The sequence below is a fragment of the Brevibacillus sp. 7WMA2 genome (assembly GCF_010748895.1).
Classification (GTDB): Bacteria; Bacillota; Bacilli; order Brevibacillales; family Brevibacillaceae; genus Brevibacillus_B; species Brevibacillus_B halotolerans.
In genome coordinates, this window is the sequence record NZ_CP048799.1 from 1,543,039 (window position 1) to 1,555,962 (window position 12,924).

Annotated in this window: 12 protein-coding genes and 1 pseudogene; 4 read left to right on the plus strand and 9 right to left on the minus strand. The window is 40.6% G+C overall.

Annotated elements, in window-relative coordinates:
• The first annotated feature begins 61 nt into the window (after positions 1 to 61).
• The 3 genes and pseudogenes from GOP56_RS23300 to GOP56_RS05640 all read left to right on the plus strand — a co-directional run bounded on the left by GOP56_RS23300 (position 62) and on the right by GOP56_RS05640 (position 1,039).
• Positions 62 to 220, plus strand: a complete 159-nt coding sequence (locus tag GOP56_RS23300; protein WP_003336238.1) for a hypothetical protein — start codon at positions 62 to 64, stop codon at positions 218 to 220.
• Between the two features lie 262 nt (positions 221 to 482).
• Positions 483 to 578 (plus strand): aminoglycoside 6-adenylyltransferase, encoded by a 96-nt coding sequence (locus tag GOP56_RS24355; RefSeq protein WP_371807983.1) that lies wholly within the window; start codon positions 483 to 485, stop codon positions 576 to 578.
• Positions 578 to 1,039 (plus strand): annotated as a pseudogene (locus GOP56_RS05640) (aminoglycoside 6-adenylyltransferase). The gene GOP56_RS24355 and the pseudogene GOP56_RS05640 overlap by 1 nt, the downstream one beginning before the upstream one ends.
• A gap of 408 nt (positions 1,040 to 1,447) precedes the next feature.
• On the opposite strand, the gene GOP56_RS05645 reads toward GOP56_RS05640, so the two are convergent.
• The 3 genes from GOP56_RS05645 to GOP56_RS05655 all read right to left on the minus strand — a co-directional run bounded on the left by GOP56_RS05645 (position 1,448) and on the right by GOP56_RS05655 (position 5,851).
• Positions 1,448 to 1,894: a GNAT family N-acetyltransferase gene (locus tag GOP56_RS05645; protein WP_163246814.1), complete on the minus strand. Its 447-nt coding sequence runs from the start codon at positions 1,892 to 1,894 to the stop codon at positions 1,448 to 1,450.
• A gap of 56 nt (positions 1,895 to 1,950) precedes the next feature.
• A complete protein-coding gene (locus GOP56_RS05650; RefSeq protein WP_022586925.1) occupies positions 1,951 to 2,241 on the minus strand; it encodes a hypothetical protein in 291 nt (96 codons plus the stop codon).
• Between the two features lie 280 nt (positions 2,242 to 2,521).
• A complete protein-coding gene (locus GOP56_RS05655) occupies positions 2,522 to 5,851 on the minus strand; it encodes a DEAD/DEAH box helicase (protein WP_163244872.1) in 3,330 nt (1,109 codons plus the stop codon).
• A 236-nt stretch (positions 5,852 to 6,087) separates the two neighbouring features.
• Between GOP56_RS05655 and GOP56_RS05660 the strand changes: the two genes are divergently transcribed.
• A complete protein-coding gene (locus tag GOP56_RS05660) occupies positions 6,088 to 6,900 on the plus strand; it encodes a MurR/RpiR family transcriptional regulator (RefSeq protein ID WP_068792368.1) in 813 nt (270 codons plus the stop codon).
• A gap of 95 nt (positions 6,901 to 6,995) precedes the next feature.
• On the opposite strand, the gene GOP56_RS05665 is transcribed toward GOP56_RS05660, so the two are convergent.
• From GOP56_RS05665 to GOP56_RS05690, 6 genes are all read right to left on the minus strand, one after another.
• Complete coding sequence (locus GOP56_RS05665) at positions 6,996 to 7,679, minus strand: N-acetylmannosamine-6-phosphate 2-epimerase (protein ID WP_216842798.1); 684 nt, start codon at positions 7,677 to 7,679, stop codon at positions 6,996 to 6,998.
• 29 nt (positions 7,680 to 7,708) lie between these two features.
• Positions 7,709 to 9,250 (minus strand): PTS transporter subunit EIIC, encoded by a 1,542-nt coding sequence (locus tag GOP56_RS05670; RefSeq protein ID WP_163244877.1) that lies wholly within the window; start codon positions 9,248 to 9,250, stop codon positions 7,709 to 7,711.
• A 230-nt stretch (positions 9,251 to 9,480) separates the two neighbouring features.
• A complete protein-coding gene (locus GOP56_RS05675) occupies positions 9,481 to 10,488 on the minus strand; it encodes a tagatose 1,6-diphosphate aldolase (RefSeq protein ID WP_101668383.1) in 1,008 nt (335 codons plus the stop codon).
• Between the two features lie 62 nt (positions 10,489 to 10,550).
• On the minus strand, positions 10,551 to 11,291 hold the full coding sequence (gene gpmA / locus GOP56_RS05680; RefSeq protein ID WP_003336228.1) for a 2,3-diphosphoglycerate-dependent phosphoglycerate mutase: 741 nt from the start codon (positions 11,289 to 11,291) through the stop codon (positions 10,551 to 10,553).
• A 257-nt stretch (positions 11,292 to 11,548) separates the two neighbouring features.
• Positions 11,549 to 11,953, minus strand: coding sequence for a nuclear transport factor 2 family protein (locus tag GOP56_RS05685; protein WP_163244880.1), 405 nt, complete (start codon positions 11,951 to 11,953; stop codon positions 11,549 to 11,551).
• Between the two features lie 45 nt (positions 11,954 to 11,998).
• On the minus strand, positions 11,999 to 12,649 hold the full coding sequence (locus GOP56_RS05690; protein ID WP_003336226.1) for a DsbA family oxidoreductase: 651 nt from the start codon (positions 12,647 to 12,649) through the stop codon (positions 11,999 to 12,001).
• Positions 12,650 to 12,924 lie beyond the last annotated feature (275 nt).

Consider the following 12,924-nt stretch of genomic DNA (forward strand, 5'->3'; position numbering starts at 1 on the left):
AAAACCTAGGACATAAGCAGCTACATGTTAGAAAGATCAAATCCGTAGGGTGGTGATTATAATGGACTCAAGAAAACGTTCCTCAAAGGAAGAACCAACAATAGCTCCAAGTATGAACGGTCATGATCCACTTGAAGAAAAAGCGAGCGCTGATGAGGTAGAAAAAGGAGAGTATACTTCCGTCACTAAGCTTTTTCTTGACCGCACTCCAGAAGATTAGAAACGGGTAACATGTCCGTTTCTTTTTTTGTCCTCATCATATCTTACGTCAGGATCGGCTGTGGTTTAGCAGTATTATAAATTGTTAGCGAGACACCCGTTCATTTTTTTATGCTTGTAACACGTGTTCAAAAAGTCTCATCCGAGCTTTATGGTAAATGCTACTCCCCCCTCCTAGCAGAAGACAACCATGAAAACAGAGTCCGCGTTTCCTACAGTTTTATAATAAGCTAACAGACAAATCAGTTTATTCCCGAGATATATTGGAAAGGGGCATTCGTGCAGTAACGCTAGAAGGATCACGGACGAATCCAAATGTGCCAAAGGACCTGTTTCAGGATTTGATATTAGCTATCTAGTGACCGATGTAGATTATTGGGTAAAGCGTCCGTCAGCTGCATTTTTTGCAGATTGCTGCAATGAATTCTGGTGGGTCTCTACTTATGTAGCAAAAGGATTATGGAGAAGAGAAATTCTTTACGCCCAGGACCACCTTAACAGATATGTGAGGCCGATGCTGTTGACAATGCTGGAGTGGAAGGTTGGTATCCAAACGAACTTTTCAATTAGTGTAGGAAAAAATAGCAAAGAGAAATATCTTTCAGAGCAATGCTGAGAATCCCTTCTATCCACCTATGCCGATGGGAGCTACGAAGGTACATGGAAAGCGCTCTTTACGATGGGGGAATTATTTCGAAGTACAGCAAAATATGTAGCAGATCACTTGCACTATACCTATCCTCAGGATGATGATCAGCGTGTTACGGCTTTTTTAAAGCATGTCCAAACATTGCCCTTGGATGCCACCAAAATCTACTGAATTTTAGGTACTTTACAGGGCTTATGTTTGCGTGCTTTGTTTGTTATAAAAAAAATCTGCCGTATCGACAGATTTTTTTTCCGTAATGTGCGCGCCAAAACTAAAGCACTTCATTTCTATTCTAGAAATGGTGCGTTACTGTTGCCTCAAATCGTTTTTGATCAGTTTCTCCCTAAGAGGTCACTGCACACTATAGATTTGCCTTATCGTATTTAACATGAAACAAAATACTGTACCAGTTACTATATAGATTTTAAGGGAAGTCCTTTTTAGGCTCCCCGTTAGACTTAGCGATTAACTGATACTGGTACTGGTTTTGATCTAGATGTAGCATGTCGTGTAAGCATCATATAGTATTTTTACACAATCGTTTCCCGTTTCCCGTTGTTACATCATCTATTCAAAAGCTTAGAGCTCATACTGCAATAATGGCAGCATCCTATCTTTCCACACAGTAGAAGGTATTTCTCCTATTTGTCTAGCTCCCATTTTTAAATAAAATCCTTTTGCATGAGGATCGCTGTCAATCGTAAATTTGTCTATTCCTAATTCAATTGCTTTTTCTTTTACAAAGCTCCATAAAATGCTACCGTATCCCTGCCCCTTATAGTCCCGATGCATGTAAAGGAAATCGAGGCTATCAAGCTCTTTCCTCACAAATGAAAAAAAGCCAATGACTCTGCCTTCCTTTTCTAGCACATAAACATGATTTTTTTCTATGTATGCTTGGTTTATGGTTAAGTCCTCTTTACAAGCTAAAATAAACGCCGCGTCATAATCCCATGTTGCCTTAGAATCTAGAGCAAGTTGGCTTAGTTCCTCTGCTTCCGATACAAGAGCCTCTCTAAGCATCATCACCCATTCACCCCCAGGTCTATCGTGTGCCTACACTCGACTAGAAACGATTATCATCAGCTCAGTAGTTTCTTCCATAGTTCATCATAGTCGCCATTTACTCGTAAATTTTTGAGTTCTTCATCAGTGCTTGCTATTGGTATATCTCGCTTTGTTGCTATTGATCCTACATGATTTTTACAATACGTTGATCTAGCTATTATTTGAATGTCTTTGCTTTCTCGATTAGGAATCGCACACTGAATGTAAGAGGCATTTGCTTCACATTGAATACATGTTAAGTTAGTTGGAATGAGTTGCAGTGGTTTTAATAGTTCAACGTTTACGTATGCTTTCTTGTCTGACATTTGATTCCTCCAATATTTCATTATGACTGTTTTATATTTGTATGATCTTCATTCATTCTATCTTTACATATTGTATGTCGCTATTGACAATAGTCTACTAAATGAGCATGTAACATTTGGAATTTATATAATCTTATATTATAATTCTTTATATGTAAAATAGGTGTTTTCATCATTTCTATTTTTTCTCATATCAATATCAATGATACGGAGTGTTTCTAGAAGTCCGTATCATTGATAGTTTGTAAAACACAAATCCTCTTCGTGTATACATATTTCATCAAATCATCAAAATCTCCCTGATTTCCTGCTCCGTTAAAGTAGATAAAGCTTCATGACCTGGCTGAATTACTTCCTCAATTAGATTTTTCTTTTTCTGCTGAAGCTCGTACATTTTCTCTTCCACTGTGCCTTGAGTGACCAGACGTAGAACCTGCACTACGTTTTTCTGTCCTATTCGATGGGCACGGTCAGCTGCTTGCTGTTCTACAGCCGGGTTCCACCATAGATCATAGAGAATAACCGTGTCTGCCCCGGTCAGGTTCAAACCAGTACCACCTGCTTTTAAGGAAAGAAGAAACAATTCTCGCTCCCCTTCATTAAATCTGTTACACAGCTCAACCCGTTCAGCAGCGGGTGTACTCCCATCCAAATAAAAGTACGGTACCCCCAAATACCCTAGCTCACGACCAATTAATCCAAGCATCTGGGTAAATTGAGAAAACACCAGTATTCGTTTCCCAGCGCTTAGGCACTCTTGAATAACCTCTAGCAATTGTTCAAGCTTGGCGGAGCTTCCTGCGTAGTCCTCGACAAACAGAGCAGGATGACAGCATATCTGGCGGAGCCGAGTCAAACCAGCTAGAATTTTAATCTTGTTTTTCTGAAAGTCATCCTCATCCAAATGTTTTAATGTCTCCTCCTGTAATTTTGCCAGATAGGCGACATATAATTTTTTCTGATCTGGTAGAAGCGCAGACGCTTGCAGTGATTCAATCTTTTCGGGGAGTTCCTTTAATACATCGGTTTTCACGCGGCGTAATATAAACGGTCGAATCTTTTTAGCTACCACTTCTTGCGTTACATTATGGAACGCCTTTCTATTCTGAAAGAGTTCTGGGAACACGGCGTCAAAGATCGACCACAATTCCTCCAATTTGTTTTCCACAGGTGTTCCAGTAAGAGCAAAGCGATACTTGGCCTGAATTTCCTTTACTGCCTGTGCCGTTTGAGTAACGTAATTTTTGAAAGCCTGTGCCTCGTCCAAAATAAGAGTATGAAACATCGAGGCAGCATACAAATCGATATCCCTACGCAGTAGTGGGTAAGAGGTAATGATAACATCTACCCCTGATGCTTCTCGTATGATGCTAGTGCGCTCCACTCTGCTACCATCAGCGATGACTGTCTGAATCTCGGGTGCAAATCTTTTCAGCTCATTGCGCCAGTTGTAGACCAAAGAAGCTGGGCAGACAATTAACGCTGGCATTCCCTGTTCTCGGATCTCTGGTAGCACGGACACGATAAAAGCGATGCTTTGCAATGTTTTGCCCAGTCCCATATCATCTGCTAGAATACCGCCAAAACGATAGTGCGCTAACGTTTTCATCCATTGAAATCCATATATCTGGTAGTCTCGAAGTACATGAGCTAAGCTTTCGGGTACAGGAAAATCCAGATTGTCAGGATTTCGGATATTTTCTAAAAGACGTCGAAGCGATTTGCCCAGCTTGACGTTCTTGCCCCTTTCATGTGAATCAATCAAATGAAGTCCACGGACTAATGGAAGGCGTAGATTCGCTTCCTTCCACTCCTCTTTTCGTATGCCTAGCTCATTTATAAAGAGGGAAACCTCCTGGAACTCCACACTCTCCAACGGTAATAATGCTCCATTAGGCAATCGATAGTATTTTCGCTTCTCTTCAATCGATTTCAGTAGCTTTCGAATATCTGAATCAGGTATTCCAGCCATATCAAAATTAAATTCAAGCCATTGCATTCGCTCATCTACATCTACTGTTATCTTAGGAGGAGTATGCCCAGTGTGAAGTCTTACTTTTACTGCTGTGGTTGCATATACCTTTAAGAGCTTCTCTAGCACGGGAATGACATGGTATAAAAATTCATATTCTGCCTCTTCATCATCCATAAAATATCCTGCTTCCGTCTGGACAAAGGAGCTGTTTTCCATAAGCTCCAGAATGCGTCGCTCCTGATCACCATCCCTCATGAGAATCGGATCAGTATCTCTCTTCCGGCTAGTAGTCTCCAAAGGGTTGATGATAATATCGCCATATTGAAATTCAAGACCTGCAAGCAATCGATCTCTCACTCGGTCTAGGTATAGCCTTGCCTGTAACGGTGTTTGTACGATTTTCTCAGAAACAGCTTGAGCAATATGCACACTTCCTAGCTTTATCAGACCAGGTATAACCTTTTCCATAAAAGGTTCCATTTGCTCGGGCTGAATCTGAACTTGATTCCTGTGAGATGGATCAAGCATTCTTTTTAGTTCAAGGAGACGCTTGCACTGTTCCTGCTGGAGCTTGATAAGCTTTCCATCTGAGAGGACTACTTCATATGATTCCATGATGGTGAGCTTATCTAAGCCCCGAATATCCAACTGATAGCCTGTAGACTGCGCTTGGTCGAATTCAAATTCCAGAGGCAATGGCCCATCGGATAAATGGATACCATCAAGTAGACGATCTCCCTGCTCAAGCTTTACCAATGGGGCCTTCATTAGCAGAGCTAGAAGAGGCTCCCAGGAAAAAGGAGGAATCAAAAGCATTCGATCATCGCTCTTCCTATTAGCATGGACGGAAATATTCCATGTATCTTGAAACATTCTTTCGTTTTTACTAATTTGGACTAATTGCTGAAGAACCTCATCATTTTCTTTTTGAAAGCTATGAAGCTCAGGATCATAGGCAAAGTGTTTCGAGAATATAACCCCTTCACGACGATCCATTCGGTCAAGAAATTCTCTTATTTGTTTAACCACATAGAGTCGTTTTGGCCCTAATTTAAGCTCTAGACCAAACATGTACCTACCATAACCATAATGGAAGGGTCTACAAATAAACTCAACATCAAGAACCTCCCGTGTATCTAGGGGTGTACGTGTACAGCTTGGACGCAACGATTGGCGGCTAAATATCCTCAGCATATGTTTTGCCATTTGTGCATCTGGATCAGAGAACATTGTAGACCGCTCCATAGAATCGGCAAATTTTGCTCTGGTATACTCGCGCCCCTCAGCTATCCCCTCTCTAGCCTGTATCTGACTAGCATTGATACGATTATTAAATAGTCCGCTACTATCCTGATCACTATCCCGTATACTTAACAATACAGCAGCAATATGCTGACAAAATTTATCGTACGAAGAAAGGGTAGGACAAGTGCATTCCGCACTCACTTCCTCTCGGTCTACTCTAACAGTAACCTGGTAACCACTCCCCGCATTTACCGTTGCTTGATAGCTTTGTTGATCTGGGTCATAATGCGTAATCATCACCTTGCCCGTTCGATAATATACGTCACCTTTTTCGTAAGAGACCTGACCGCACAAGGTTTTAATGATCCTTCGATTTAACTGAAAGCTCATTGCACTGTTCCTTCCTTTTGCATGTTAATTTACTCTATCCGGTTTTACTTTCGTACCTATGATAGCAGAAACATCTCCAAATAAGAAAAGGTTCCTTGATAACAAACATCTTTTGCTACTAGAATCGAAAAAAATGTTCCTTCTGCAAGACAATCCCTAGTTAATATGTTTTGTCCAAATGTAAATCAAACAGTATAATGAAAGTATTTCATGCATGAGAGGAAGGTGCCCGGCTTTTGTCTACAGCAGGAGTCTTCGAACGTATTCAAATTAATTTTCACCTGTTATCTTCTAAGGAAAAAGAAATTGCAGAGTACATCCGGAAGCATAAGGATTTGATGTTAAATATTAATATTAAAGAATTAGCACAGAAAGTAGAAACATCCACTTCGACCATCACACGGTTTTGTAAGAAGATTGGCTGTAATAATTTTGTCGAATTTAAAATCATGTTAAGTCGTGAGGTTGCTCCTACAGAAACAAGTGAAAATACATTTGCTCAAGTAGGAAATACCTATTTGCAGATCATCCAGTCTACGATTGAAATGATTGATCCAGCGATTATCAAACAGATTGTTCAATTGATTATAAACTCACGGGTTATTCACATCTATGGGATCGGCAGCTCAGGCTTGACCTCTTTGGAGATGAAAAACAGATTGGTACGGTTTGGCTTGCTGGTCGATGCGATTATTGATCCTCATATGATGCTGATGGATGCTTCGCTTTTAACCAGCAATGATTTGGTCATTTGCCTGTCAAATACGGGGCTGACACGTGAAGTCATTGATGCTGCTAGGGAAGCTAAGTCGCATGAAGCCACTGTCATTAGCATCACAAACTATAATCACACGCCCCTCACCGATACCTCTGATATAGTCCTGTTCACATCCAACCTTCGACGAAGTGATGAATTACAATTGGTGCAAAGCCAGCTTGCATTCTATTTCATCATTGATGTCATTTCGATGCTGTTAGCCGAGGATGCTGAATTATTGGCAAAACGCCAAGAAACATTGCGTGTTCTTTATCAGCATAAACAAGGATAATCTTTGAAAAAAAGAAGGCCTTCACCAATTGGCGAAGCCTTCTTTTTAGACTCTACATCTGCCTTTCTCTTACTAATAGAGAGATAGAGTGATTATTATGCTTTCGCAAGCTGATCAACAAAACGCTTTGTAATCTGCTGTGGACGCGTGATGGCCCCTCCTACAACTACAGCATAAACTCCTAGCTCTAGGCAGCGCTTAGCCATATCAGGAGTCAAGATATTTCCCTCCGCAATGACTGGCACAGAAATACATGCAAGTATTTCTTGCAAAAGGGAAAAATCGTTATCGTACAGCCTTTGCCCGATACTCTGAGGGGTGTAGCCTACGAGAGTAGTAGAGACAAAATCAAAACCAAGCTCCTCTGCCTTTTTCGCTTCTGCCAAGGTAGCAACGTCCGCCATAAGCAATTGGGACGGGTATTTCTCTTTTACTTCCTGAACAAATCGTTCTAGTGTTTTCCCGGCTGGTCGGATTCGATCAGTCGCATCTAGCGCAATAATTTCGCAGCCTGTCTCGACTAGCTCATCTATTTCTTTCATCGTTGGGGTGATATAAATTTCTGAATCGTCGTAATCACGTTTGACGATTCCCATAATTGGTAGCTTGACCTGCTTTTTAATTTCTGCAATATCTTCCCGCGTATTGGCACGAATACCAACGGCACCGCCTTCCTCAGCTGCCCGTGCCATTCTCCCCATGATAAAAGCGCTGTGCAAGGGTTCATCAGGCAAAGCCTGACATGATACTACCAAGCCATGCTTAATTTGTTCTTTTATTACTTCATTTGTAATCTCATTCACGGTACCTACACTCCCAATGTTTCTTCAATTTCATTTTTAATGATAGTCACATGTGGTCCATAAATAACTTGAACGCCGTTTCCCTTCAAAATGACACCTTTTGCTCCTGTCTTCTTCAGCTCTGCTTCAGACACTTTTTCACCGTCAAAAACGGTCATACGTAAGCGAGTCGCGCAGCAATCCACATCTTTAATATTTTCGCTTCCACCTAAGGCTTCAATAATAGTAACGGCACGGCTTGTTTGTGCTCCATCCGTTTCAGCCTCATGTAAACCCTGATCTGTTTCACGTCCCGGAGTTTTAATATTAAATTTCTTAATCGCAAAGCGGAAAGTGAAGTAGTACAAGAAGAACCAGAAAACACCAATTATCGGAACATATAACCAGTTTGTTTTGGCAGTACCTTGGAGAACTCCAAACAGAACAAAGTCAATAAAGCCACCAGAGAAGGTTTGACCAATCGTAATCTGGAAAATATGAGCCATCATAAACGCTAGACCATCAAAGAATGCATGCACAGCATACAAAACAGGTGCGATGAACAAGAATGAAAATTCGATCGGTTCCGTAATTCCTGTCAAAAAGCAGGTTAGACCCGCCGAAAGCAGTAGACCGGCAACTTTTTTGCGATTCTCTGGCTTCACACATTGATACATGGCCAGTACCGCTCCTAGTAGTCCAAACATCATGGTGATAAAGCGTCCTGACATAAAACGAGCCGTTCCGATATAAAACTGCGTTGTGTTTGGATCAGCCAATTGGGCAAAGAAAATTTTCTGAGTTCCTTCCACCAATGTTCCATTGACAACCAATGAACCGCCAAGACCTGTCGTCCAGAATGGCATGTAGAAAATATGATGCAAGCCAAAAGGACCTAGTAGACGAAGAATAAATCCATAGAAGAATGTTCCAATGTATCCTGTTGATTCAACGAGGCCACCTAGCTTGAAAATTCCTGATTGAATAGGGGGCCATACAAGAAACATCGCTACTCCCAGCAAAATAGAGGCAAATGAAGTGATGATAGGTATAAAACGTGAACCACCAAAGAATCCTAAAAATTGAGGCAGTTCAACCTTGTTATACCGATTATGCAGAAGGGCTGTTAAAACACCAACAACAGCACCTCCGAAAACCCCAGTTTCTAATGTTTGAATACCAAGCGTCATTCCCTGACCAACGGCTGCCAAATTCTCAGTTGCTAGCTTGCTCGTAATAATGAGCATCGCGTTAATAGTGGCGTTCATAACTAAATATCCTAATACTGCTGCTAATCCAGCGGTTCCTTTATCAGAACGAGCCAAACCTACTGCAATCCCAACAGCGAAGATGATAGCTAGGTTAGCAAACACAATAGAACCGGCTGAACTCATAATGGTGAAAATGGCTTGTAACCAAGGTACATCTAAAAATGGATACGCTACCAATGTATTGGGATTTGACAGGGCTCCTCCAATACCAAGTAATAAACCTGCTGCAGGAAGAACAGCGATAGGTAGCATGAATGATTTCCCAAAGCGTTGTGCATGTTCAAAGAATCCGCTCATTTTCTTCTCCCCAGTTCTATAATGAAAATTATTTTCGTTTTAATTTTAAAATAAGGTAATCATTTTCGTCAAGGTATTTTTGTAATCGTTCTCATGATTCCCCAATCCTCTGCTTTTTCCTACGTACAAAGACAAAAAAACCAGTACACTCCTGTTTTGGATGCAATGTACTGGTTTTACTCTTTTTTATTCTATCTATGTTTAACTTTCCTCACAAAGCAGTAGCTGAACTAATCTATAATTTGGATGTCTTCTACTTTTCCATAAATGGACCACCATGGAGAAGCTTTATCTAATAATTCGTTTAAATGATCAATATTATACTTCCCTTTGGTTTGTAGCCACTGACGCAACCCCTCTTCGTCTCCTTCTCCATAAGCAGCTACGCCGTCAAACCAAGTAGCCCGTCCACAAAGTACACCGCAAAAGGCAGACTCAGCTTCGATTGCGAACTCAATGGTTTTCCGGAATAATTCCGATGTAACGCCTGCACTTAAATAGATAAAGGGTAGGGTAGCTAGGTCTGACGCTTCTTTAAAATGTCTGGCAGCTTCCTCTTTCGTATAAGCATGCTCTCCATCTGCAAATCCCTCAACATAATTGAAGTTAACAGGAACCTCTACCTTTAATACATCTATCCCGTAACGTGGCTTCGAGAATTCTTGGATGGATGCCTTAACTTTAGCAGGCTTTATTTTTGCAAACTCGATGCTTTTTGTGTCTTCCACAAGCTGATCATAAACAATGGGCTCCACAAAAAGCGGTATATCTACCGCTCTGCATTCCGCTCCTACTCTTTCCAGGAATGCATGCTTCTTTTCATTAATCTCGGCAGGTTCGCAAGGATCATAGTAGACTAAAATCTTAACGGCATCTCCTCCTTGTTCTTTAATTCGAAGAGCAGACAAATCTTCTATCACATCTGGTAAACGTCCTGGTTCCGTAGCATCATATCCTGTTTTCTCATAAGAAAGTAACAATCCTGCTCGATCATCCTTTGCTTTTATACCGTATTCTCCTGTTTCTAGGTCTAATAGGATCGCACTAACGTAAGGAGTTAATTCACGGGAAACAGCCTCTTTAAAAATCTTGACCTGTTCTATATGATATGAGTCTCCTTTAACTTTTTGAATCATTTTCTTCATAGAGCCCCTCTGGTCAATGGCTAAAGCAGCGATTACTCCTTTATCGTTCGATAACCTCTGTAATCCTTCAAATTTTCCGCGTTGCATCTTCATCTTACCTTCACTCCCTACAATTCATTGTGGAAAAGGGGATACTCCAATGCCAAATCATCCAGTTAATGCATATCGATATGCTTGGGAACTTGGCCTTCAGGAACCTTGCCGTCCATACTTAAATAGTAATGATTAATTGGGTTTAACTGATCATCCAATTCATATACCAGCGGAATACCAGTCGGAATGTTTAGGCTTACAATACCGTCCGCCGAAATTTGATCTAAATATTTGATTAAGGCCCGAATCGTATTTCCATGAGCGGAGATAATGACCTTTTGGCCTTTTTTCAATGTAGGGGCAATTTCCGTATCCCAATAGGCTAAAACTCGTTTTTCGGTATCCTCAAGATTTTCAGTGAGAGGAAATTCCCCTTCCTTTAGCGCTTTATATTTTGGATGAGAGGCTTCAAAACGCTCATCATCCTTTGTCAGAGCAGGCGGGCGTACATCGGTTGATCTTCTCCATAATTGAACCTGATCTGCTCCATATTTTTGACTCGTTTCTGCCTTATTTAAACCTTGCAAGGCCCCGTAATGACGTTCATTTAACTGCCATGTTTTATGGACAGGAATCCACATGAGATCCATTTCATGTAAAACAATCCATAAGGTACGAATTGCTCTTTTTAAAACAGAGGTGTAGCCTACGTCAAACACATATCCATTTTTCTTCAGGATCATTCCTGCTTCTCTTGCTTCTTGAAGTCCATTCGTGGATAAGTCCACATCTGTCCATCCTGTAAACCTATTTTCGAGATTCCATAAACTTTGTCCATGCCGAATAAGTACTAGTTTCATCATAACTGATACCCCTTTCTTCCCAAAAGGTCCTTTCGTAAGTGATCAGCCTGTCAGGTGTACATGAACGATTCTTTTCCTCAACTTCAAGTAAGGTTATTCATATGTAGTATAGCATTAAATTGGTATTTTATTTCCTGCGTGGAAACGACACAAACGATACAAACAAATAAAAAAGGCAACTAGAACAGTTGAATCCTTTGTTCCTAGTTGCCTCAAGTCCTTCCATATTGCTACCGCTGTTATTTACGGTTAATGATCTAAAAGGTCATTGCCTGTTGCACAACATGACTATCAACATATTGTTTAAATTTGATAATTTTTCCCTCATGAAGGTGATAAATGTGTACAAACTCTGCTTGAAACGCTTTGCCTGTTTCTTTATAGGTTCCAGAATAAACCCCTTCAACGATAATGATATCCTTCTCGTTTACTTCATGATAGGTGTGTACGCTTGCCTTGAAATCGTCCCATTCCGTTGCCAAACGGCTAAATACATTCTGCATGACAGCCTCTACACCAATGTATGTTCCACCATATGGAAAGCCTGGTGCCTCCGTCCATTCTACGAAATCCGAAAGGGCTGCAAGCAAATGCTGAGCGTTAGAAGAAGATGGACCCTCGTATGTTCTGCGAATGATTTCTAAGTTAGTTAGTTGACTCATATAAGTATCCTCCAAATTCAGATAAGCAAGTCTGAAATCAATCTATTAGCATTCTCCGTCCAGAGAGCATTGCAATCCATCAAACTCGTTTGTCTTATTTTTATCTAGTTCCTTATCAATAATTTTTGCTAAGGTTTCCTTGTTAGCTAATCCCTGTACCACTTCGTCACCAATCACGAGCGTTGGAACAGCCATAATTTGTGCTTCTTCATAGGCATGCTTTAATAGCTTCTGATGCACTTCTTTATATTTTCGTGTTACCAAGGCTTCCCTGCACTCATCCATATCAAGTCCAACTTCACCCGCTAGTTTTGTCAGCACATCAATATCTTCAATGTTTTGTTCTTCTTGGAAAAATGCTGTAAACACTCTATGATGATACTCATTTCCTTTTCCCTGTTCCTTCGCGTACTGATAGGCTTCAAATGCCAAGTGTGTATATGGATGTGGTGAAACACGCGGCAAACGCATATCAATTCCTAGCTTTTTAGCAGTCGGCAAAATAAAGGAATCCCAGGAGCCAAGCTTGTCAGGCTCCTTCCATGGATCAATTTTTGAATAAGGACTTGGACGCAATTCGAATGGCATCCATTCTACCTCTACATCTTTTTCCTTCGCGATCTCATCTAAAGGGCCTTTTCCTAAAAAACAAAATGGACATATAAAATCAGAGTAAGCTTTAATTTTTATCGTCATCGCTACATTACCTCAGCTTTCCATTTATAATCCTATTGTCATAACCATGCTAGTCCTATAAAAAGATTCAAGAATATACTATTCAACGACTGGGGATTCACAAAGAATCTTCTACAGTACTTGTCGTCTTGTTAACATGTAACAATTATAGTTACAACCAAAGTTTAAGTCAACCATTTTATACGATTCCATTTTAGAATTACTAATACGTTAAAAATTTATCCTCATTCAGCCACATTTCATAATCACCTCTCTCCTTACCTTGCCGCATATGA

Coding starts and splice junctions, on each gene's coding strand:
- GOP56_RS23300 (WP_003336238.1), top strand. CDS start 62: ATGGACTCAAGAAAACGTTCCTCAAAGGAAGAACCAACAATAGCTCCA.
- GOP56_RS05645 (WP_163246814.1), bottom strand. CDS start 1,894: ATGATGCTTAGAGAGGCTCTTGTATCGGAAGCAGAGGAACTAAGCCAA.
- GOP56_RS05650 (WP_022586925.1), bottom strand. CDS start 2,241: ATGTCAGACAAGAAAGCATACGTAAACGTTGAACTATTAAAACCACTG.
- GOP56_RS05655 (WP_163244872.1), bottom strand. CDS start 5,851: ATGAGCTTTCAGTTAAATCGAAGGATCATTAAAACCTTGTGCGGTCAG.
- GOP56_RS05670 (WP_163244877.1), bottom strand. CDS start 9,250: ATGAGCGGATTCTTTGAACATGCACAACGCTTTGGGAAATCATTCATG.
- GOP56_RS05675 (WP_101668383.1), bottom strand. CDS start 10,488: ATGAAGATGCAACGCGGAAAATTTGAAGGATTACAGAGGTTATCGAAC.
- gpmA (WP_003336228.1), bottom strand. CDS start 11,291: ATGATGAAACTAGTACTTATTCGGCATGGACAAAGTTTATGGAATCTC.
- GOP56_RS05685 (WP_163244880.1), bottom strand. CDS start 11,953: ATGAGTCAACTAACTAACTTAGAAATCATTCGCAGAACATACGAGGGT.
- GOP56_RS05690 (WP_003336226.1), bottom strand. CDS start 12,649: ATGACGATAAAAATTAAAGCTTACTCTGATTTTATATGTCCATTTTGT.